At 72.1% G+C, this 20,341-nt stretch carries 22 protein-coding genes and 1 riboswitch; of the genes, 18 read left to right on the plus strand and 4 right to left on the minus strand.

The genetic code is table 11. The features are described 5' to 3' along the window. Nucleotides 1-23 precede the first annotated feature (23 nt). The 4 genes from ACFQS1_RS36665 (at nt 24) to ACFQS1_RS36680 (ending at nt 5,908) form a co-directional block, all read left to right on the plus strand. Nucleotides 24-2,210 carry a primosomal protein N' gene (locus tag ACFQS1_RS36665; protein ID WP_378976936.1) on the plus strand — a complete coding sequence of 729 codons (2,187 nt, stop codon included), beginning with the start codon at nt 24-26 and terminating at the stop codon, nt 2,208-2,210. A 736-nt stretch (nt 2,211-2,946) separates the two neighbouring features. Continuing rightward, nucleotides 2,947-3,504: a peptide deformylase gene (def, locus tag ACFQS1_RS36670; RefSeq protein ID WP_378976938.1), complete on the plus strand. Its 558-nt coding sequence runs from the start codon at nt 2,947-2,949 to the stop codon at nt 3,502-3,504. Nucleotides 3,505-3,509: 5 nt separating this feature from the next. Then, entirely contained in the window at nt 3,510-4,436 is a 927-nt protein-coding gene (fmt, locus tag ACFQS1_RS36675) for a methionyl-tRNA formyltransferase (RefSeq protein WP_378976985.1), read from the plus strand. Further along, on the plus strand, nt 4,433-5,908 hold the full coding sequence (locus tag ACFQS1_RS36680; protein WP_378976940.1) for an RsmB/NOP family class I SAM-dependent RNA methyltransferase: 1,476 nt from the start codon (nt 4,433-4,435) through the stop codon (nt 5,906-5,908). Before fmt ends, ACFQS1_RS36680 begins: the two co-directional genes overlap by 4 nt. Nucleotides 5,909-5,986: 78 nt before the next feature. On the opposite strand, the gene ACFQS1_RS36685 is transcribed toward ACFQS1_RS36680, so the two are convergent. Continuing rightward, nucleotides 5,987-6,835 (minus strand): septum formation family protein, encoded by an 849-nt coding sequence (locus ACFQS1_RS36685; protein WP_378976941.1) that lies wholly within the window; start codon nt 6,833-6,835, stop codon nt 5,987-5,989. Between the two features lie 92 nt (nt 6,836-6,927). On the opposite strand from ACFQS1_RS36685, the gene rpe reads away from it, so the two are divergent. From rpe to ribH, 6 genes are all read left to right on the plus strand, one after another. Beyond that, complete coding sequence (gene rpe / locus ACFQS1_RS36690; protein ID WP_378976943.1) at nt 6,928-7,608, plus strand: ribulose-phosphate 3-epimerase; 681 nt, start codon at nt 6,928-6,930, stop codon at nt 7,606-7,608. 42 nt (nt 7,609-7,650) lie between these two features. Then, nucleotides 7,651-8,661: a GGDEF domain-containing response regulator gene (locus ACFQS1_RS36695; protein ID WP_378976945.1), complete on the plus strand. Its 1,011-nt coding sequence runs from the start codon at nt 7,651-7,653 to the stop codon at nt 8,659-8,661. Between the two features lie 105 nt (nt 8,662-8,766). Beyond that, a riboswitch (FMN riboswitch) is annotated at nt 8,767-8,950 on the plus strand. A gap of 139 nt (nt 8,951-9,089) precedes the next feature. Beyond that, nucleotides 9,090-10,187, plus strand: coding sequence for a bifunctional diaminohydroxyphosphoribosylaminopyrimidine deaminase/5-amino-6-(5-phosphoribosylamino)uracil reductase RibD (gene ribD, locus ACFQS1_RS36700; protein ID WP_378976947.1), 1,098 nt, complete (start codon nt 9,090-9,092; stop codon nt 10,185-10,187). Continuing rightward, complete coding sequence (locus ACFQS1_RS36705) at nt 10,187-10,780, plus strand: riboflavin synthase (protein ID WP_378976949.1); 594 nt, start codon at nt 10,187-10,189, stop codon at nt 10,778-10,780. The genes ribD and ACFQS1_RS36705 overlap by 1 nt, the downstream gene beginning before the upstream one ends. Next, nucleotides 10,780-11,985 (plus strand): bifunctional 3,4-dihydroxy-2-butanone-4-phosphate synthase/GTP cyclohydrolase II, encoded by a 1,206-nt coding sequence (locus ACFQS1_RS36710; protein WP_378976987.1) that lies wholly within the window; start codon nt 10,780-10,782, stop codon nt 11,983-11,985. The genes ACFQS1_RS36705 and ACFQS1_RS36710 overlap by 1 nt, the downstream gene beginning before the upstream one ends. A 33-nt stretch (nt 11,986-12,018) precedes the next feature. Beyond that, complete coding sequence (gene ribH, locus ACFQS1_RS36715) at nt 12,019-12,495, plus strand: 6,7-dimethyl-8-ribityllumazine synthase (protein WP_378976951.1); 477 nt, start codon at nt 12,019-12,021, stop codon at nt 12,493-12,495. Nucleotides 12,496-12,599: 104 nt separating this feature from the next. On the opposite strand, the gene ACFQS1_RS36720 is transcribed toward ribH, so the two are convergent. The 3 genes from ACFQS1_RS36720 to ACFQS1_RS36730 are packed head-to-tail and all read right to left on the minus strand — an operon-like array spanning nt 12,600 to nt 15,057. Next, entirely contained in the window at nt 12,600-13,340 is a 741-nt protein-coding gene (locus ACFQS1_RS36720; RefSeq protein WP_378976953.1) for an amino acid ABC transporter ATP-binding protein, read from the minus strand. Next, a complete protein-coding gene (locus ACFQS1_RS36725) occupies nt 13,340-14,188 on the minus strand; it encodes an amino acid ABC transporter permease (protein WP_378976955.1) in 849 nt (282 codons plus the stop codon). The genes ACFQS1_RS36720 and ACFQS1_RS36725 overlap by 1 nt, the downstream gene beginning before the upstream one ends. After that, nucleotides 14,185-15,057: an ABC transporter substrate-binding protein gene (locus ACFQS1_RS36730; protein WP_378976957.1), complete on the minus strand. Its 873-nt coding sequence runs from the start codon at nt 15,055-15,057 to the stop codon at nt 14,185-14,187. The genes ACFQS1_RS36725 and ACFQS1_RS36730 overlap by 4 nt, the downstream gene beginning before the upstream one ends. A 77-nt stretch (nt 15,058-15,134) precedes the next feature. Here ACFQS1_RS36730 and ACFQS1_RS36735 point away from each other — a divergent pair, with 77 nt between their 5' ends. The 8 genes from ACFQS1_RS36735 (at nt 15,135) to ACFQS1_RS36770 (ending at nt 20,234) form a co-directional block, all read left to right on the plus strand. Further along, nucleotides 15,135-15,398, plus strand: a complete 264-nt coding sequence (locus ACFQS1_RS36735) for a phosphoribosyl-ATP diphosphatase (protein WP_030440099.1) — start codon at nt 15,135-15,137, stop codon at nt 15,396-15,398. Between the two features lie 43 nt (nt 15,399-15,441). After that, complete coding sequence (gene hisG, locus ACFQS1_RS36740) at nt 15,442-16,284, plus strand: ATP phosphoribosyltransferase (RefSeq protein ID WP_378976961.1); 843 nt, start codon at nt 15,442-15,444, stop codon at nt 16,282-16,284. Between the two features lie 4 nt (nt 16,285-16,288). After that, entirely contained in the window at nt 16,289-16,732 is a 444-nt protein-coding gene (locus ACFQS1_RS36745; protein WP_378976989.1) for a PH domain-containing protein, read from the plus strand. A 305-nt stretch (nt 16,733-17,037) separates the two neighbouring features. Continuing rightward, a complete protein-coding gene (gene infC, locus ACFQS1_RS36750; RefSeq protein ID WP_378976991.1) occupies nt 17,038-17,661 on the plus strand; it encodes a translation initiation factor IF-3 in 624 nt (207 codons plus the stop codon). Between the two features lie 113 nt (nt 17,662-17,774). After that, entirely contained in the window at nt 17,775-17,969 is a 195-nt protein-coding gene (gene rpmI, locus ACFQS1_RS36755) for a 50S ribosomal protein L35 (protein WP_378976963.1), read from the plus strand. A gap of 39 nt (nt 17,970-18,008) precedes the next feature. Then, nucleotides 18,009-18,401, plus strand: coding sequence for a 50S ribosomal protein L20 (rplT, locus tag ACFQS1_RS36760; protein ID WP_378976964.1), 393 nt, complete (start codon nt 18,009-18,011; stop codon nt 18,399-18,401). Between the two features lie 64 nt (nt 18,402-18,465). Then, complete coding sequence (locus tag ACFQS1_RS36765; protein WP_378976966.1) at nt 18,466-19,242, plus strand: TrmH family RNA methyltransferase; 777 nt, start codon at nt 18,466-18,468, stop codon at nt 19,240-19,242. Beyond that, nucleotides 19,239-20,234, plus strand: coding sequence for an alcohol dehydrogenase catalytic domain-containing protein (locus ACFQS1_RS36770; RefSeq protein ID WP_378976968.1), 996 nt, complete (start codon nt 19,239-19,241; stop codon nt 20,232-20,234). The genes ACFQS1_RS36765 and ACFQS1_RS36770 overlap by 4 nt, the downstream gene beginning before the upstream one ends. The last annotated feature ends 107 nt before the right edge of the window (nt 20,235-20,341 follow it).

The raw sequence follows: 20,341 nt of genomic DNA on the forward strand, positions 1-20,341 counted from the left end.
GGTGCCGGGCAGAATGTTCGGCGATGACTAGCAAGAGCGCACGCGGCGAACGGGTACCGGCGGAACGGCTGCCGGTGGCCCGGGTGTGCGTCGACGTGCCGCTGGCCCACCTGGATCGCCCCTTCGACTACCTGGTGCCGGCCGACCTCGACGAGGTGGCCCGGCCCGGGGTGCGGGTCAAGGTGCGGTTCGCCGGGCAGTTGGTCGCCGGTTTCCTGCTGGAACGGGCCGAGTCGTCCCCGCACGGCGGCAAACTGGCCTACTTGGACAAGGTGGTCTCCGGGGAGCAGGTCTTGGATCCCGAGGTCGCGCGGCTGGCCCGGGCGGTCGCCGATCGATACGCCGGAAATCTGTGCGATGTGCTGCGGCTGGCGGTGCCGCCCCGCCATGCGCGGGTGGAGGCACAGGTGGCCCAGGAGGCAGCGGCTGCGGGCGGCGGGTCGGCCGAGGAGTCGGCGGCTGCGGGCGGCCGGTCGGCGGCTGCCGGCGGCGGGTCGGCCGAGGTGCCGGCGGGGGCTCTTGGTGGCGGGCCGGGGGAGGCGCAGGCGGGGGCTCTTGGCGGCGGGTCGGAGGAGGTGCCGGCGGGGGCTCTTGGTGGCGGGCCGGGGGAGGCGTCGGCGGCGGCTCTTGGTGGCGGGCCGCGGGACGTGCGGGAGCCGATTGCCGGCGGGTGGGACTCGTATGTGGCGGGTCCGGCTTTTTTGAAAGCGCTTGCGGACGGCCGGGGGGCACGCGCCGTGTGGGGGGCGCTGCCGGGAGAAGACTGGGCGTTGCGGATCGCCGAGGCGGCGGCGGCGACTGCCCGGGGCGGGCGGGGGACGGTCATCGTGGTGGCCGATGCGCGCGATCTCGAGCGGGTCGACCGGGCGCTGGGCGAGGTGCTCGGCGAGGGGCGGCACGTCGCGCTGAACGCGGCGCTGGGGCCGGCCGAGCGATACCGGCGATTCTTGCGGGCCAGCCGGCATCAGGTGCCGGTGGTGGCCGGCACCCGGGCGGCGATGTGGGCGCCGGTCGCCAAGCTGGGGCTGGTCGTCCTCTGGGACGACGGCGACGACCTGCACGCCGAGCCGCGGGCGCCGTACCCGCACGCGCGCGAGGTGCTGCTGACCCGGGCCCGGCTGGCCGACTGCGCGGCGCTGGTGGCCGGGCACGCGCGCACCGGGGAGGCGCAGCTGCTGCTGGAGACCGGCTGGGCCAAGGAGATCTCGGCGGCGCGCGACGTGCTGCGGTCCCGGGCGCCGGCGGTCGCGCCGACCGGGGACGACCCGCAGCTGGCGCGCGACCCCGGTGCGGCCACCGCGCGGCTGCCCAGCATCGCGTGGGAGACCGCGCGGAAGGCGCTGCAGGCCGGCGCGCCGGTGCTGGTGCAGGTGCCACGCCGGGGATACCTGCCGTCGGTGGCCTGCGCCGAGTGCCGCACTCCGGCCCGGTGCCCGCATTGCTCGGGGCCGCTCGCGCTCTCCGGGTCGCGGGATGTGCCGAGCTGCCGGTGGTGCGGGCGGGTGTCGCCGGCCTACACCTGCCCGGCCTGCGGCGAGCGGCGGCTGCGCGCCTCGGTCGTCGGGGCCCGGCGCACGGCCGAGGAGCTGGGGCGGGCCTTCCCCGGGGTCACGGTGCGCACCTCGGGGCGCGACGAGATCCTCGGCACGGTCCCGCAGGCGCCGTCGGTGGTCGTCGCCACGCCCGGGGCCGAGCCGCACGCCGAGGGCGGGTATGGCGCGGTGCTGCTGCTCGACACGTGGGCCCTGCTGACCCGCTCCGACCTGCGCGCGGCCGAGGAGACGATGCGCCGTTGGTTCAACGCGGCGGCGCTGGCCAAGCCGGGTGCGAAGGGCGGCCGGGTCGTGGTGGTGGCCGACGGGTCGCTGGCGACGGTGCAGGCGCTGATCCGGTGGGAGCCGGCGTGGTTCGCGGCCCGGGAGCTCGCCGAGCGGCGCGAGCTGGGCTTCCCGCCCGCGGCCCGGATGGCGAGCCTCACCGGCAAGCCGGAGGCGGTGGCCGAGCTGCTCGCGGCGGCCCGGCTGCCCGAGGGCGCCGAGCTGCTCGGCCCGGTCCCGGCCGGCGACGACCAGGAACGGATGCTGGTGCGGACGTCCCGCTCCCAAGCCGCGGCGATGGCCCACGCCCTGCACGAGGCCGCCGCGGTGCGCAGCGCGCGGAAGGCGGCGCTCACGGTCCGCATCGAGGTGGACCCACTGACGATCTTCTGACCGGTGGCGGGACACGTTCCGCGGCCGAGCTCTGCTTTCCTCGCGGTCCTGCTCTCTGGCCCCGCGCTGCGTGGTTACGGTGTGTGCCGCCGGTCGCGGTGCAGGGGGTGGCTGAGCTGGGGGCTGCCATGGCCGACCCCCGTGCGTGGTCACCGGGAGCGCCGCCGGTCGCGCTGCGCTCGGGTCGCGCTGCGTCCGGGTCGCGCTGCGTCCGGGTCGCGCTGCGTCCGGGTCGCGCTGTGCCTGTGGCGCTCGGGTCATCGCGAGATCTTGATGACCTCCCGCGCGGGGCGAGCAGGAAGTCACCAACCTGGCCCGGCCCCACGCCAGCCACCGCCGACATAACCCGATATTTCCGGCGGCGCTCCCATCAGATGGGACCACTCGCCAGCACTCGGGACCGCGCGGCCGCCATACGGACATCCTCCCACTCTGCTGGAACCGGGTATCACATTCCGGGACGCCCGGGCACCGCGACCGGCCCGCCGGGGGTCACCCACCACCCCGGCACGGCAAGCTCCCAGCCCAGTCAAAGATCACCCGCAAGCATTTCTGATCTCCGCAGCGCCCACAGGTCATCGCTCGCCCCGACACGCGGATCGCGCCCGCACCCACGCAACCGCTGCCGGGCCGGTCGGGCGTGCCGGGGAGGTGACCGTCACGCTGGCGCGATAGCGCGCCGCGGCACTCCGTAGACTGGTCGCGTGCCGCACCGGAATGTCAGGAGTACCGCCGCGTGACCGTTCAGCCCATCCGTCTCTTCGGTGATCCGGTGCTGCGGACGCCGGCCGACCCCGTCGTGGATTTCGACAAGGAGTTGCGCAAGCTCGTGCGCGATCTGGTCGAGACGATGCAGGACGAGGGCGGCGCCGGCCTGGCCGCGCCGCAGCTCGGTGTCGGCCTGCGCGTGTTCGCCTTCGACGTGGACGACGTGGTGGGCCACATCGTCAACCCGGTGCTGTCGTTCCCCGACGAGGAGGAGCAGGACGGTCCCGAGGGCTGCCTGTCGATCCCGGGCATCTACATCGACACCAAGCGCCGGCAAAATGTCGTCGCCAACGGCTTCAACGAGCACGGCGACCCGGTCCAGCTGGTCGGCACCGGGCTGATGGCCCGCTGCGTGCAGCACGAGACCGATCACCTCGACGGGGTGCTCTTCCTCGACCGGCTCGACGCCGCCGGGCGGAAGGACGCGATGAAGCAGATCCGCGCGGCCGAGTGGTACAACGCCGACAAACCGCCCGTGGTCAAGGAGAGCCCGCACGGCCGGGGCATCTTCGGGCTGGGGCGGTGAGCGGGTTGCGCCTCGTCTTCGCCGGCACCCCGGCCGTCACGCTGCCCGCCCTCGACGCGATCGCCGCCTCGCGCCACGAGCTGGTCGCCGTGGTCACCCGCCCCGATGCGCCGGCCGGCCGGGGCCGTCGCCTGGTGCGCTCGGCCGCCGGGGCCTGGGCCGACGAGCGCCGCATCGAGGTGCTGACCCCGGCCAAGCCGCGCGAGCCGGAATTCCAGGAGCGGCTGCGCGAGATCGCCCCCGATTGTGTGCCGGTCGTGGCATATGGCGCCCTGGTGCCGCCGAGCGCACTGGAAATTCCCGTCCACGGGTGGATAAATCTGCACTTCTCCCTTTTGCCGGCGTGGCGGGGGGCGGCGCCGGTGCAGCATGCCGTGCTGCACGGCGACGAAGTGACCGGGGCGAGCGTCTTCGAGCTGGAGGCGGGGCTCGACACCGGGCCGGTCTACGGCACGCTGACCGAGGAGATCCGGCCCACCGACACGTCGGGCGACCTGCTCGATAGGCTCGCCGTCTCCGGTTCCGGCCTGCTGGTCGCGGTGCTGGACGCGATCGAGGCGGGAACGGCGCGAGCGCATCCGCAGCCGGCCGACGGGGTGACCTTCGCCCCCAAGATCACGGTGGAGGACGCGCGGGTGCGCTGGGACGATCCGGCCTTCGCGGTCGACCGGCGGATCCGGGCCTGCACCCCGGCACCGGGGGCGTGGAGCACCTTCCGCGACGACCGGGTCAAGCTCGGGCCGGTCCGGCCGGTCGCCAACGGGCCCGCGCTGAAACCGGGCGGCCTGCACGTCGAGCGGACTCAGGTGCTGGTCGGCACGGCCACCACGCCGGTCGCGCTGGGCGAGGTGCGCGCGGCCGGCAAGAAACCGATGCCGGCCACCGACTGGGCCCGTGGCCTGCGGATCGCGTCATCGGAGAGCTTCGCATGAGCGACCACCGGGCCGGGCGCCCGCACGGCTCGGGACGGCCGCCGCGGGCGGCCGGGGGTCCGGGCTATTCCCGCGACGCACGTTCGGGCCGGGCTCCGCGAGGCGGTCGCCCGCCGTCGGATCCGGCCAGGCAGGCCGCGTACGAGGCGATCGCCGCGGTCCACCGGGACGACGCGTACGCGAACCTCGTGCTCGCCGACATCCTCCGCGACATGGGCCTCAGCGGGCGAGATGCGGCGTTCGCCACCGAGCTTACCTATGGCACCCTGCGCGCGCTGGGCACCCTCGACCTGATCGTCGGGTCGGCGGCCGGGCGCGACGTGGCCCGCATCGACCCGCCGGCCCGCGACGCACTGCGGCTCGGCGCCTACCAGTTGCTGTACACCCGGGTGCCGGATCACGCCGCGGTCAACCAGACCGTCGACCTGGTGCGCTCGGTCGTGCCCGGCGCGGCCGGCTTCGCGAACGCCGTGATGCGGACGATCAGCGAGACCCCGCTGGACAAATGGCTCGAGCGGCTCGCCCCGGCCTACGACGCCGACCCGGTCGGCAACCTCTCGGTGCTGCACAACCACCCGCAGTGGATCGTGCGGGCGTTCGCCGAGGCGCTCGGCGGCGACCTGGAAGAGACCGCGCGGCTGCTGATCGAGGACAACCAGGCGCCGATCGTGCACCTGTGCGCGCGCCCGGGGCGGGCCGACGCCGTCGAGCTCGCCGACGAGGTCGACGGGGTGCCGGGGGCGTTCTCGCCGTACGCGGTCTATCTGAACGGCGGCTCCCCGCGCGAGCTGGCGGCGATCGCCGAGGGCCGCGCCCACGTGCAGGACGAGGGCTCCCAGTTGGTGGCGGCGGCGCTGCTGGCCGCGCCGATCGAGGGCCGCGACACCCGCTGGCTCGACCTGTGCGCGGGGCCGGGCGGCAAGGCCGGGCTGCTGGGCTCGATCGCAGCGCTGCGCAACGCCGAGGTCACGGCGGTCGAGGTGCAGGAGCACCGGGCGCGCCTGGTCGAGCACGCGACCGAGGGCATGCCGGTGACGGTGCTGCCGATGGACGGCCGCTCGGTGGGCCGCGACCCGGATCTGCCGGAGGAGTCGTTCGACCGGGTGCTGGTCGATGCGCCGTGCACCGGCCTGGGCTCCCTGCGGCGGCGGCCGGAGTCGCGCTGGCGGCGGCAGCCGTCCGACCTGCCGGCGCTGACCAAGCTGCAGCGGGAGCTGCTGGTGGCGGCGTTGCGGGCGGTCCGGCCGGGCGGGCTGGTGGCGTACGTGACGTGCTCGCCGCACATGGTCGAGACGCAGGTGACGGTCACCGAGGGGAGCCGGCGCAGCGGGGTCGAGGTGGACTTCGTCGACGCGCGCCCGCTGCTGCCGCCGGGCATGCCGGGCCTCGGCCCGGGGCCGACGGTGCAGCTGTGGCCGCACCGCCACGGGACCGACGCGATGTTCCTGGCGATGCTGCGGCGTACGGCCTAGGCCCTGTTTCGTAACCCGACCAGGGCTGCGGCGTGGCCCAGGGGTCGCCTCGCACTTGGCCGGGTTACGAAACAGGGCCTAGCGCTTCTTGTAGTGGATCTTCAGCTTGGCGGTGCCGGCGTTGCGGTAGGAGCCCGTCATCGTCTCGCCGTTGAGCCACAGGAAGCAGCGGATCGCCCGGTCGCCCATCGCCCACGCGGCGTCGTCGGGCGGGAAGCCCAGCCAGCCGATCCGGCTCGGCAGGGTGTCGTCGTCGGGCAGGCCGGCGAACTTGGCGATCGCCGCGTCGCAGCCCTTGGCCAGCTCGTCGCCGGAGAGCTGGGACGACTTGGCCCGGTCGGTGGCGAACAGGCCGGCGAACTCGGCGGTGTGCGTGCGGCCGCAGGCCACCGGGTGCATCTCGGTCACCGAGTCGTCCTCGATCGTCGGGTTCGCGCAGGCCATCCGCAGCCTGCCGCCCGGCTGCACGGCGCCCTTCATGCTGCCCCGGCGGCGGACCAGGGCGCCGTCGACCGGTGAGGTCTCGACGACGTCGCAGCGCACCCAGCGGGCGCCGCCCGACCAGGCCGCGCGGCTCGGCAGCACCGGTTGCAGCACGACCCAGCCGGTGCGCCAGTCGCCGCCCAGGAACGTGCTGGCCTTCTCGGCGCAGGTGGCGTACGCCTGGCTCTGCTCGGTCACCTCGGCGACCGCCGCGGTCTCGGCCAGGTGGGCGCCGGCGCACGGGACGGGCTCGTAGTCGTCGGCCGTCGCTGTGCGCGTGAGCTCGGCATGGCAGGCGCCGGCCGACGGGCGGAACTGGGTGGCCGGGGCCATCGGCGGCCAGTTGTTGGTGAGGTCGCCGTCGACGCCGCGGGGGAGATCGGCGCCGCAGCCGGCCAGGGCGGCGCACGTGATCATGGACATGGCGGCCACCCACCGTCGCATGATCGCCTCCCCAGGCCGTCCGGACGGGTCACTCTAACGTGTGCTTCCCGTCCGTCCGTTCGGCCGCCCACCGGACGCCATAGACTGCCCCCGTGGACCGAACGCCGATCATCGCGCCGAGCATCCTGGCCGCCGACTTCTCCCGGCTGGCCGACGAGGTGGCCGCCATCGAGCTCACGGCCGACTGGGTGCACGTCGATGTCATGGACAACCACTTCGTGCCCAACCTGACCATCGGCCTGCCCGTGGTGCAGAGCCTGCGCAAGGCGACGAACGTCCCGCTGGACGTGCACCTGATGATCACCGACCCCGAGCGCTGGGCGCCGGGGTACGCGGAGGCCGGGGCGTACAACGTGACCTTCCACGCCGAGGCCTGCGAGAACCCTGCGGCCCTGGCCAAGACGCTGCGCGCCGCCGGGTCCAAGGCGGGTCTGGCGATCGACCGGGACACGCCGGTGGAGCCCTACCTCGAGTTCCTGCCCTACATCGACACCCTGCTGATCATGACGATCAAGGCGGGCTTCGGCGGGCAGGCGTTCATGCCGGAGATGCTCGGCAAGGTGCGCGACGTGCGCCGCCGCATCCGGGCGAAGGGTCTCGAGGTGCGCCTCGAGGTCGACGGGGGCATCGCGGCCGACACCATCGCCGAGGCGGCCGAGGCGGGCGCCGATGCGTTCGTGGCCGGCACGGCGGTGTACGGCGCCTCCGATCCGGCCGAGGCAGTGCGCCGGCTGCGGGCACTGGCCGCGCCGGCGCAGCCGTCGCATGATTGAGCCGTTTCGGCGTTTTCCGGGTAGGCGGGAGCGGGATCGAGGATGAGCACCGGCGTGGTGCGTGACGAGGTGGACGAGTTCGGCCCCGAGCCGGAGGACCGGCCCGATCTGATCCTCGTCGTCGACGACGATCAGGACATCGCGGGCTTCGTCGAGTTCAACTTGAAGATGCACGGCTACGACGTGATCCGCGCCAAGGACGGCGAGGACGCCCTGGAGCTCATGCAGGACAACCGGCCCGACCTGGCCGTCGTCGACTGGATGATGCCGCGGATGGACGGGGTGCAGCTGACCGAGCGGCTGCGCGCCGAGCCGCTCACCTCGGCCCTGCCGGTCATCATGCTGACCGCCAAGAGCATGACCATCGACAAGGTGGTCGGCCTGACCGCCGGCGTCGACGACTACCTGGTCAAGCCGTTCGACACGGCCGAGCTGCTGGCCCGGGTCGGCTCGACGCTGCGGCGCAACAAGGAGTTCCGCGAGGTCTCGCCGCTGACCGGCCTGCCCGGCAACGCCCGGGTCCGGCGCGAGATCGCCGACCGGATGAAGGCCGGCGGCGAGTACTCGGTCGGCTACATCGACATCGACCGCTTCAAGAGCGTCAACGACGTGTACGGCTTCGACCGCGGCGACGAGTTCATCACCGCGCTGGCCCGCAGCCTGCACAAGGCGGTGACCTCGGTCGGCCCGCCGTCGATCTTCCTGGGCCACATCGGTGGCGACGACTTCGTCTTCATCTGCGCGCCCGACCAGGTGCTGCCGCTGACCAAGAAGACGGTGAACGACTTCGAGCAGGCCGCCGACCAGCTGTACGACCCCTCGGACGCCGAGCGCGGCTACATCGAGGTCCCGGACCGCCGCGGCAACAAGAACCGGGCCGCCCTGGTGACCCTCTCGATCGGCGTGGCCCAGGCGACCGTGGACGGCCGCACGTTCGCCGACCCGCGGGTGGTGATCGCGGTGGCCTCCGAGATGAAGAAGGTCGCCAAGTCCCAGCCCGGCTCGTACGTCGCCATCGACCGCCGTCGCACCGTCGCCGACGCCGAGTCGTAGCGCCTGCCCACCCGACTGAGCTGCGGGTTCGCGGCCGGATGTGAGATGGCTCGCGGAGGTGATGGCAAAATCCGGCGAGCGTGCAAGACTCGGTGGTGACCCACCACGCGCTGGCGGGACTCGGTGAAATTCCGAACCGGCGGTGATCCGACGCGCAAGCATCGGTAAGCCCGCGACCCGGACGTCGACAGACGGACGGTGGACCTGGTGAGAATCCGGGGCCGACGGTTGATCGAGCGGCGAGGCAACGAGCCGCACGGTCAGACAGTCCGGATGGGAGACAGCGCGCGGAATCGGACCTCGGGCTCGCGTATGCGTGCCCGGCGACAACCGGGGGTGCGCGAAGCGTACCCAGGTGTCCGATTCTTGGCGTTATCTCCCGCTTCCCTCGGCGCGTGACCGTACCGCGCTCGAGAGGACCCAAGCGGATGGTGACCGAGGACGAGGCGATGCGCCGCGCGATCGCGCTGGCCGCCCGGGGCCTCGGCACGACCAGCCCCAACCCGGTCGTCGGCTGCATCCTGCTCGACGGCGACGGCGAGATCGTGGGCGAGGGGTTCCACGCCTACGCGGGCGGGCCACACGCCGAGATCGTGGCGCTGGCGCAGGCCGGCGAGCGGGCGCGCGGCGGCACCGCCGTGGTCACCCTGGAGCCGTGCAACCACACCGGTCGCACCGGGCCGTGCAGCCACGCCCTGATCAACGCGGGCGTCCGGCGCGTCGTGATCGCCGTGGACGACCCGACGCCGGTCGCGGCGGGCGGGGCGACCACGCTGCGGGCGGCCGGCGTCCAGGTCGAGACCGGGGTGCGGCGCAAGGAGGCGGAGCAGGGCAACGTGGCCTGGCTGACCGCGGTGCGTCGCGGACGGCCGTACGTGACCTGGAAGTTCGCCGCGACGCTGGACGGCCGCTCGGCGGCCGCCGACAACACCAGCCAGTGGATCACGTCGGCGCCGGCGCGCACCGACGTGCACGTGCTGCGCAGCACGATGGACGCGATCATGGTGGGCGCCGGCACGGTGATCGCCGATGACCCGCAACTGACCGTGCGTGACCTCAAGGACGGCACCCTCGCGATCAAGCAGCCGCTGCGTGTCGTGGTCGACTCGCACGGGCGTACGCCGGAAAAAGCTCGCGTCCGCGATGTCGCCGCACCCACCTGGATCGTCACCACGGCCGAGGTCGGCGCGGGGCCGGACGGCCGCGTCGACCTGCATTCCCTGCTCGCCGCGCTCTTCGGGCGCGGCATCCGCTCGGTGCTGCTGGAGGGCGGGCCGACGCTGGCCGGGTCGTTCCTGGCCGCCGGGCTGGTCGACCAGGTGATCGGCTACGTCGCGCCCAAGCTGCTCGGCGCCGGCAAGCCGGCGCTGGTCGACGCGGGCGTCACCACGATCGGCGACGCCATCGAGCTCGATCTCACCGACATCGCGCAGATCGGCCCCGACCTGCGCTTCATCGCATCGCTCCGGCAGAAGCCGTCCGACCAGCCCGCCCACCACCCGTATCCGGAATGGAAGGCTCTCTAATGTTCACAGGCATCGTCGAGGAACTGGGTGAGGTGGTCCGCCTCGTCGACGCGGGCGGCGACTCCGCGGTCATCGCGGTACGCGGGCCCGTCGTCACGTCGGACGCGCGGCACGGCGACTCGATCTCGGTCAACGGGGTCTGTCTCACCGTGATCGACAACGAGGACGGCGTGTTCACCGCGGACGTGATGGGCGAGACGCTGCGGCGGTCGTCGCTCGGCGCGCTGCGCGTGGGCAGCCAGGTCAACCTGGAGCGGGCGGCCACGGTCGGCAGCCGGCTCGGTGGCCACCTGGTGCAGGGGCACGTGGACGGGGTCGGCGAGATCCTCGAGCGCACGCCCGGGTCCGAGTGGGAGGTGCTGCGCTTCTCGCTGCCGCCCCACCTGGCCAGATACGTGGTGGAGAAGGGCTCGATCACCGTCGACGGCGTGTCGCTGACCGTCATGGCGGTCGACGACGAGTCGTTCAGCGTCGGCCTGATCCCGACCACGCTGAAGCTGACCGTCCTGGGATCCAAGAGCGCCGGCGACCCGGTGAACCTGGAGGTCGACGTGATCGCCAAGTACGTGGAAAAGATGCTGGGGAGCCGATGATGTTCGAAGACATGGAGCGGGCGATCGCCGACATCGCCGCCGGCCGGGCCGTGATCGTGGTGGACGACGAGGACCGTGAGAACGAGGGCGATCTGATCTTCGCGGCCGAGAAGGCCACGCCGGAGCTGGTCGCGTTCATGGTCCGCTACACCTCGGGCTACATCTGCGCGCCGATCACCGAGGAGGAGGCCGACCGCCTCGACCTGCCGCCGATGTTCCACACCAACCAGGACCGGCGCGGGACCGCGTACGCGGTGACCGTCGACGCGACCGAGGGGGTCAGCACCGGCATCTCGGCCGCCGACCGGGCCCGTACCCTGCGGCTGCTCTCGTCCCCGGACACCCGCCCCACCGACCTCTCCCGCCCCGGCCACGTGGTGCCGCTGCGGGCCAAGGCGGGCGGCGTGCTGCGCCGGCCGGGCCACACCGAGGCTGCGATCGACCTGGCCGTGCTGGCCGGGCTGCGGCCGGCGGGCGTGCTCTGCGAGATGGTCAACGACGACGGCACCATGCAGCGCCGCCCCGATCTCGAGCGGTTCGCCAAGGAGCACGACCTCTCGCTGATCACGATCGCCGACCTGGTGGCCTACCGGCGGCAGCGGGAGCGGCAGGTGGAGCGGGTGGTCGAGACCAGGCTGCCCACCGAGCACGGCGAGTTCACCGCGGTCGGCTACCGCGCGACGGTCGACGACGGCGAGCACGTGGCGCTGGTCTACGGCGAGCTCGGCGACGGCGAGGACGTGCTGGTGCGGGTGCATTCCGAGTGCCTGACCGGGGATGTCTTCGGCTCGCGGCGCTGCGACTGCGGGCCCCAACTGGACGCGGCGCTGCAGCGGGTCGCCGAGGCCGGGCGGGGCGTGGTGCTCTACATGCGCGGGCACGAGGGCCGGGGAATCGGCCTGCTGCACAAGCTGCAGGCGTACCAGCTGCAGGACAAGGGCTTCGACACGGTGGACGCCAACCTCGAGCTGGGCCTGCCGGCCGACGCGCGCGACTACGGCACCGGCGCCCAGATCCTCTACGACCTGGGCGTGCGCTCGATGCGGCTGCTCACCAACAACCCCGCGAAAAGGGCCGGGCTCGAGGGGTACGGGCTGACGATCACCGGCCGGGAGGCGCTGCCGGTGCGGCTGCACCCGGAGAACGTGCGGTACCTGCGCACCAAGCGGGACCGGATGGGCCACCTTTTCGAAGCGCTCGGCTGATTAGTGTGAAATTATCGGAAAAAGGGGGCAAACATGGCCGGCTTCGGTGATCCGCACATGGAGACCGTCGACGCTGCCGGGCTGCGGCTCGGCATCGTGGGCGCACGGTGGCATGCCGACCTCGTCGATCACATGATCGAGCGGGCCACGGCCGCCGCCGAGGCCTGCGGCGTGACGGACGTCGTCGTCCACCGCGTCGCCGGCGCGGTCGAGCTGCCCGTGGTGGCGCAGGCTCTGGCGAGGCAGTGCGACGCGGTGGTGGCGATCGGCGTGGTGATCAAGGGCGAGACCGAGCATTTCGAGTACGTCTGCGACTCCGTCACCACCGGCCTGACCCGCATCGCGCTCGACGAGCGCACCCCGGTCGCGCACGGCGTGCTCACCGTGCACAGCCTCGGGCAGGCGCGCGACCGCGCCGGGCTCGAGGACTCGATCGAGGACAAGGGCTGGCAGAGCACGGTCGCCGCGCTCGACGCCGCGCTGGTGCTGCGCGAGCTGGGCAAGCCGTGATCCGACACAGACCCTAGCTAGGTGACGCGGACGCGGACGAGCGCCGCCGCGCAGCCCGAGCCGGCGCAGCCCCACGCCGTCCGTCCGTGATCCGACGGTGTCCGCTAAAGACGACCGGCCTCGATGATCCTCGCCAGGAACTGGCGGGTGCGGGCCTCGACCGGGTCGCCGAGCACCTGGGCGGGCGGGCCTACTTCGAGCACGCGGCCCTTGTCGAGGAAGGCCACCCGATCGGCCACCTGGCGGGCGAAGCCCATCTCGTGGGTCGCGAGGATCATGGTGACGCCCTCGCCCTTGAGGTCGCGGATCATCGTGAGCACCTCGCCGACCAGCTCGGGGTCGAGCGCCGACGTCACCTCGTCGAGCAGCAGCAGCCGCGGGGAGTTGACCAGGGCGCGGATGATCGCGACGCGTTGCTGCTGGCCGCCGGAGAGCCGGTCCGGGTAGCTGCCGGCCTTGTCGGCCAGGCCGATCCGCTCCAGCCACTCCATCGCCTGCGCCTTGGCCTCGGCGGCGGGCCGCCCGTGCACGCGGGTCGGGGCCAGCGTGATGTTGTCCAGCACGCTCATGTGCGGGAACAGGTTGTACGACTGGAAGACGAGGCCGATCTTCCGGCGTACCACATCGGGGTTGATCTTGGGGTTGGTGATGTCCTCCCCATCGAGCTCGATCACGCCGTCGTCGATCTGCGCCAGCAGATTGACGCACCGCAGCAGCGTCGACTTGCCCGAGCCCGAGGCGCCGATCAGCGCGACCACCTCGTGCTCGTCGACCGCCAGGCTCAGATCGTCGAGCACCACCGCGTCGCTGAACGTCTTGCGAACGTCCGTGCAGGTCAACAGCATCAGGTCCCCGCGTTCTGCCGGCGTGCGGCGCGTAGCGTGACCCAGTCGGTGACCCCGATCAGCGGCAGCGCCAGGAGGACGAAGAGCACGCCCGCGACGACGTACGGCGTGAAGTTCGCCGTCTGCGCCACCCCGATCTGCGCGGCCCGGATCGCGTCGATCGGGCCGGCCAGCGAGATCAGCCCGACGTCCTTCTGCAGCGCGACCGTGTCGTTGAGCAGCGGCGGGGCGACCCGGCGCACGGCCTGCGGCAGCACCACGTGGCGCATGGACTGGCGGTAGGTGAGCCCGAGCGACCGCGCCGCCGCGATCTGGCTCGGATGCACCGACTCGATGCCGGCCCGGAACACCTCGGCGAGGTAGGCGCCGTAGGTGATCACGATGGCCGCGCCGCCGAGCACGGTCACGCTGGGCGTGCCCTGCAACCGCAGGCCCGGCACGCCGAACGCGAACAGGTAGATCACGATGATCAGCGGCAGGCCGCGGAACGAGTACGTGTAGATCGTCGCGATCGCCCGCACCGGGAAGAAGACCGGCCCGCGCAGCGTGCGCAGCACCGCGGTGAGCAGGCCCAGCGCCAGGGCGCAGAGCGCGCAGACGACCAGCATCCGGATGTTGAGCCAGAGCCCCACCAGAATCTCGGGCAGGAACTCCCGGGCGATCTCGGGGTCGAAGAACGACTGCTTGACCCTTTCCCAGCCGGGCGCGCCGGTGATCAGCAGGCCCAGCAGCGTGCCCAGGACCGCCGTGGACAGGGCCGCGAGCAGTACGGACCGGATCGCCTGCCGGCGGCGGTAGGCGATCCGTCCGAGCTGCCGGTCGCTCGGGTGGTGGATCTCGGGGCTCACTGCAGCTCGGGGGCCCCGCCGGTCTGGGTCAGCCAGGTCTTCTCCAGCACGGCGAGGGTGCCGTCCTGGCGCAGCTGGTCGACCGCGGTGCTCACACAGCCGGTGAGCGGCGAGTCCTTGTCGAGCACCAGGCCGAACTGCTCGGGCACGCCGACCTGCGGCAGCTGGCCGACGATCACGCCGTCCTTCAGCTCGGCGCCGGTCATGTAGAACGCCGTCGGCAGGTCGACCACGATGCCGTCGACCGTGCCGTTGACCAGCGCGGCCTTGGCGTCGTCGTTGTTGTTGAACACCGACGGCTGGGTGCTCGGCTTGATCAGGTCGGTGATGGCCTGGTAGCTCGTCGTGCCGACCTGGGCGCCGAGCTTGGCCGGCTTCAGGTCGGCGATCGACTTGGCGTTCGCGATCTTCGAGCCCTTCGTGGTGATCACGGTCTGCCGGACCAGGTAGTACGGCGACGAGAAATCGACCGCCTTCTTCCGGTCATCGGTGATCGAGAACTCGTTGATGTCGAAGTCGAACGACTTCGGGCCGGGCGCGATGGCGTTGTTGAACGTCACAGAGACCCACGTCACGTTCTCGGCCGCGTATCCCAGACGCTGGGCGACCTGGTACGCCACGGCCGATTCGAAGCCCTTGCCGTTGCTCGGCTTGTTGTCGCTGAACCACGGCTCGTAGGCCGGGTTGTCGGTGCCGATCGTGAGCTTGCCGGCCGTCTTCGTCCGCAGCGTGCCGGGCGCGCAGGAGTTCGTGGACGCCGAGGCGGTGGGGCTTGCGCCGTCGGTCTCGTCGGCGGGCGCGCAGGCCGCCAGGGCGGCGATCATCAGCGCCGCGCCGCCGACGGTGGTGAGGGTGTTTCGGCTGACCATGACCGGCAGCCTAGGGCACGTCTCACCTGGCGGGGCCGTTCGTATCGATCCCGTGATGAGTTGTCACAATGCTTGCCGTGAAGACGTTCGAAGAGCTGTTCGCCGAGCTGCGGGAGAAGGCGGAGACGCGCCCGGAGGGTTCGTCCACCGTCGTGGCCCTGGAGCGCGGGGTCCACTTCATCGGGAAGAAGGTCGTCGAGGAGGCGGCCGAGTCCTGGATGGCCGCCGAGCACGAGGGGCCCGAGCGGGCCGCCGAGGAGATCTCCCAGCTGCTCTACCAGGCCCAGGTCCTGATGATCGCGACGGGACTCGACCTCGAGGACGTGTACCGACATCTCTGACGTGCCGTTCTGTCGTTTCCGAAGACAACGAAGGAGCACGTCCATGTTGCGCATCGCCATCCCGAACAAAGGAACCCTCTCCCAGCCGGCCTCGCAGATGCTGCGCGACGCCGGGTACCGCCAGCGCACCGACCCCAAGGATCTGATCTGCCGGGACGAGGCGAACAACGTCGAGTTCTTCTACCTGCGCCCGCGGGACATCGCGACGTACGTGGGCACCGGCGACCTCGACCTCGGCATCACCGGCCGGGACCTGCTGGTCGACTCCGGCGTCGCCGCCGAGGAGCTGGTCGACCTCGCGTTCGGCGGGGCCACGTTCCGCTGGGCCGCGCCGGCCGGCACCATCGTGTCGGCCGACCAGATCGGCGGGCGGCGCATCGCCACCGCCTACCCCGGGGTGGTCGAACGCTACCTCGCCGACAACGAGCTGAAGGCCGACGTGGTGCGGCTCGACGGCGCGGTGGAGAACGCGGTCCGCCTCGGCGTCGCCGACCTCATCGCCGACGTGGTCGAGACCGGCGCGACGCTGCGCCAGGCCGGCCTGGTGACGCTGGGCGAGCCGCTGCTGCGCTCGTCGGCGATCCTGATCGGCCGTCCGGGGCACACCGCGGCCGGCGCGGCTCAGCTTTTCCGCCGGCTCCAGGGCGTCCTGGTGGCCCGCAGCTACGTGATGCTGGCCTACGACGTACGCGCGGATCTGTTGGAAAATGCGACCGCCCTGACCCCGGGCATCGAATCGCCGACCGTGTCTCCGCTGCACCGCGAGGGGTGGGTCGCCGTGCAGGCCATGGTGCAGCGCGCCTCCGTCCACCGCGTCATGGACGAGCTCTACGAATTGGGCGCCCGCGCCATCCTGGTCACCGACATCGCGAACTGTAGGTTGTAGCGTGGTGGCTGTGGTGAGCTATCGGCCGAAGAAGATCCGCTGGGTCGCCGGGATCGCGGCGGCCGGGGTCGTGGTGCTGTTCACGGCGATCAGCTTCGGGCTGCACGGGTCCAAGGGCTTCGACAACTCGGGCCAGTTCGAGCGCGGCGACCAGACCGCGATGATCGGCCTGGGCGTCCTGATCGGGCTGGGCATCCTCGCGTTCTGCCGGCCGCGGGTGGACGCCGACGCCGACCACATCAAGATCCGTAACGTGGTGGGCGGCTATGACCTGCCCTGGTCGGTGGTGCGGGCGGTGCGCTTCGACCGCAACTCGCCGTGGGCGCAGCTCGAGCTGCACGACGACGAGCAGGTGTCGATCCACGCGCTGCAGGCGGCCGACAAGGACTACGCGGTCGAGGGCGTCCGCGCGCTGCGGGCCCTGCATTCGGCATCCGTCGAGGCCTGATAGACTTCACGGCAGTCGACCACGCCCTCCTCCCGAGGGCGCGAAAGAGGAGCCCGCCGGCTCCCACCCACTCGCCCCTGAGGCGATCGGGTCCGGTCACCCGGCTCGGGGAAATATCCCGGGCATGGGGAGCGTCCTCATGGACGCCGATGACCGGTCGAGCGGGCCCTGGCATGCACTGATCTCAGTGCGGACAGGGCCTTCTGCTTTCTCGGCGTGTCCGTACCAAGGGGCACGCCCGAGGCCGACCGACATTGGCAGCGCCCGGCCGCCGGCCGGGCGAGAAACGCAACTGAGGAGGCCCCATCAGCGTCGAACCACGCGTCAACGAACAGATCCGGGCTCGTGAGGTCCGTCTGGTCGGTCCCGAGGGCGAGCAGGTCGGCATCGTGCCGCTCGAGCGCGCCCTGCAGCTGGCCGCGGATGTAGACCTGGACCTGGTCGAGGTTGCTCCGATGGCGCGGCCGCCGGTGTGCAAGCTCATGGACTTCGGCAAGTTCAAGTACGAGAGCGCACTGAAGGCCCGCGAAGCGCGGCGCAACCAGCAGCAGACCGTCATCAAGGAAATGAAGCTCCGTCCGAAGATCGACCCGCACGACTACGAGACCAAGAAGGGTCACGTGGTGCGGTTCCTCAAGGCGGGCGACAAGGTCAAGGTGACGATCATGTTCCGCGGTCGTGAGCAGAGCCGCCCCGAGCTGGGGTTCCGGCTTCTGCGCCGGCTCAGCGAGGAGATCTCGGACCTGGGCTTCGTGGAGTCCAGCCCGAAGCAGGACGGCCGAAACATGATCATGGTGCTGGCTCCGCACCGGGCGACGAAGGCCGCGGCCAACGCCGCCACCGCCAGCGCGGCCAAGCCCGCGCGGGAGCCGCGTGAGGGCGATGGTGCCGCCACGCCGGCCGCTGTGGCCGACACCACCGCAGAGTGAGGGTTGTTCACGCGGGTGGATCGCATGATCTCCACCGACGTGAACAGTCCTCGTCAGTCAAGCTTTTCCGCTCGGCCCACCGGCCGCGCGGAAAGATGAGAAAGAGGCTTCAAGTGCCGAAGTTCAAGCCCCACACCGGGACCGGCAAGCGGGTGAAGGTCACCGGCAAGGGCAAGCTCGTCATCGAGCAGGCCGGCAAGCGCCACCTGCTGGAGGGCAAGTCCTCCAAGGTCACGCGTCGGATGACCGGCACGGTGACCGTGGCCAAGGCCGACACCAAGCGAGTGAAGAAGCTGCTGGGCCGCTGACGCGCGCGCCACACACGTAACCCCGTTAGGAGTACCGAAATGGCACGCGTCAAGCGTTCTGTCAACGCCCAGAAGAAGCGCCGTACCCTGCTCGAGACCGCGAGCGGCTACCGCGGGCAGCGCTCGCGGCTGTACCGCAAGGCCAAGGAGCAGGTGCTGCACTCGATGCAGTACTCGTACCGCGACCGCCGTGACCGCAAGGGCGACTTCCGCCAGCTGTGGATCACGCGGATCAACGCGGGGGCCCGGGCCAACGGCCTGACCTACAACCGCCTCATCCAGGGCCTGCGGCTGGCCGAGGTCGAGGTGGACCGCAAGATCCTGGCCGACCTGGCCGTCAACGACCCCGCGGCGTTCGCGGCGATCGTCGAGGTCGCGCGGGCTGCCGTCGCGGCCGAGGGCACCGGCGGCGCGTCCGCCCAGGCTGCCTGACCCGCATCATCAGCAGGGCGCCTCCCGGATCCTCGGGGGGCGCCCGGCTTTTCGAGAGGCCACGTTGACTTTCACCACCCGTACCCCTCGGATTGTCGCGGCCCGGCGCCTGCAGCGGCGCAAGGATCGCGATCAGACCGGCCGATTTCTCGCCGAAGGACCGCAGGCGGTGCGCGCGGCGCTGGCCGCGGGGGTGGTGCTGGAGCTGTTCGGCACCGACGGCGCGCTGACTCGGCACGGTGATCTCGCGCTGCTCGCGCCGGTGGTGTCGCCGGTCGACGAGGACGCGCTGGCCGCGCTCGCCGAGACGGTGCAGCCGCAGGGTCTCGTCGCGGTCTGTGAGCAGATGGACGTCACGCTCGGCGACGCGCTCGCGAAGCGGCCCCGGCTGGTCGCGGTGGCGGCGGAGATTCGGGATCCCGGCAATGCCGGGACCGTCCTGCGGACGGCCGATGCGGCGGGGGCGAGCGCGGTGATTTTCGCCGGCGACGCCGTCGATCCCTACAACGGCAAATGTGTACGGGCCTCCGCGGGCTCGCTGTTCCACGTGGACGTCGTGCGCACCGGGCTGGGTGTGGTCGGCGAGCTGCGGAACGCCGGCCTGCAGGTGCTCGCCACCAGCGGACATGGCGCGGACGACCTCGACTCCCTGCTCGACGACGGCGTGCTGGACGCGCCCACCGCGTGGATCTTCGGGTCGGAGGCGCACGGGCTGCCCCGCGAGGTGCTCGACGCCGCCGACCGGCGGGTGCGGGTGCCGATCTACGGCGGCGCGGAGAGCCTCAACCTGGCCGCGGCTGCCGCCGTCTGCCTCTACGCGTCGGCGCGGGCGCACCGATGAAGGCGCTCGTCTTCGACGAGGTCGGCGGCGAGATTTCGCTACAAGAATTGAAAAACCCGGTGTGCCCGCCTGGCGGCGCCGTCATCGGGGTGCGCGCCACGGGGGTGTGCCGATCGGACTGGCACGCCTGGCGCGGACACGACCCGGTGGCGCTGCCGCACGTGCCGGGACACGAGTTCGCCGGCGTGGTCGTCTCGTCGGATGCGGAGCGCTTCGCCGTCGGTGACCGGGTCACCGCGCCCTTCGTCAACGGGTGCGGGGAGTGCGATTACTGCCGGTCCGGCAACGCCCAGATCTGCCCTTCGCAGACGCAGCCCGGCTTCACCCATCACGGGTCGTTCGCCGAGCGGGTGGTGGTGCGCGCCGCGGACACCAACCTGGTCCGCCTGCCCGAGGAGATCGACTTCGTCGCGGCCGCCGCGCTGGGCTGCCGGTTCGCCACCGCGTTCCGGGCGCTGCGCGGGATGCACCCGCGGGAGACGGTGGCCGTGTACGGCTGCGGCGGCGTCGGCCTGTCCGTCGTCATGATCGCGGTGGCCTTGGGCGCGCGGGTGCTCGTGGTGGACCCGTCGCCGGCCGCCCGCGCCGCCGCGGCCGGCCTCGGCGCGGTGCCGAAGGCCGAGATCGCCGGCGAGGCGGACGTGGCGATCGACGCGTACGGCTCGGCCGCCACCGCCATGGCCTCGGTGCGCAGCCTGCGCCGCGGCGGCCGGCACGTCCAGGTCGGGCTCATGCTCGGCGACGACGCCCGCGCGCCGCTGCCGTGGGACCTCGTCGTCGCCCACGAGCTCACGGTGGCCGGATCGCACGGGATGGCGGCCGCCGACTACCCGGCCATGCTCGATCTCGTGGTCTCCGGCCGGCTGAACCCGCGCCGCCTGGTCGGCTCGACCGTTCCGCTCGCCGACGCCGGCCGGGCGCTGATGGCGATGGACGACCCGATCGCGCGGTCCGCGGGCATCGTCGTCGCGGTGAACGAGTATGCTGGCTGACGTGTCGGACCCGATGACGCTGTTTAGCCGGCCCGCTGGTCGCGGGCGCCGGATCTGACTTCTGCGCGTTTGACTCCCTGACCGGCGGGCTGCGGCTCAGCCGCCTC

It is taken from the genome of Paractinoplanes rhizophilus, from assembly GCF_042664765.1.
Lineage (GTDB): Bacteria > Actinomycetota > Actinomycetes > Mycobacteriales > Micromonosporaceae > Actinoplanes > Actinoplanes rhizophilus.

Coding starts and splice junctions, on each gene's coding strand:
- ACFQS1_RS36770 (WP_378976968.1), top strand. CDS start 19,239: ATGAAGGCGCTCGTCTTCGACGAGGTCGGCGGCGAGATTTCGCTACAA.
- ACFQS1_RS36695 (WP_378976945.1), top strand. CDS start 7,651: ATGAGCACCGGCGTGGTGCGTGACGAGGTGGACGAGTTCGGCCCCGAG.
- ACFQS1_RS36680 (WP_378976940.1), top strand. CDS start 4,433: ATGAGCGACCACCGGGCCGGGCGCCCGCACGGCTCGGGACGGCCGCCG.
- ribD (WP_378976947.1), top strand. CDS start 9,090: ATGGTGACCGAGGACGAGGCGATGCGCCGCGCGATCGCGCTGGCCGCC.
- ACFQS1_RS36710 (WP_378976987.1), top strand. CDS start 10,780: ATGTTCGAAGACATGGAGCGGGCGATCGCCGACATCGCCGCCGGCCGG.
- ACFQS1_RS36730 (WP_378976957.1), bottom strand. CDS start 15,057: ATGGTCAGCCGAAACACCCTCACCACCGTCGGCGGCGCGGCGCTGATG.
- ACFQS1_RS36705 (WP_378976949.1), top strand. CDS start 10,187: ATGTTCACAGGCATCGTCGAGGAACTGGGTGAGGTGGTCCGCCTCGTC.
- ACFQS1_RS36665 (WP_378976936.1), top strand. CDS start 24: ATGACTAGCAAGAGCGCACGCGGCGAACGGGTACCGGCGGAACGGCTG.
- ACFQS1_RS36685 (WP_378976941.1), bottom strand. CDS start 6,835: ATGCGACGGTGGGTGGCCGCCATGTCCATGATCACGTGCGCCGCCCTG.
- hisG (WP_378976961.1), top strand. CDS start 15,442: ATGTTGCGCATCGCCATCCCGAACAAAGGAACCCTCTCCCAGCCGGCC.
- ribH (WP_378976951.1), top strand. CDS start 12,019: ATGGCCGGCTTCGGTGATCCGCACATGGAGACCGTCGACGCTGCCGGG.
- rplT (WP_378976964.1), top strand. CDS start 18,009: ATGGCACGCGTCAAGCGTTCTGTCAACGCCCAGAAGAAGCGCCGTACC.
- ACFQS1_RS36720 (WP_378976953.1), bottom strand. CDS start 13,340: ATGCTGTTGACCTGCACGGACGTTCGCAAGACGTTCAGCGACGCGGTG.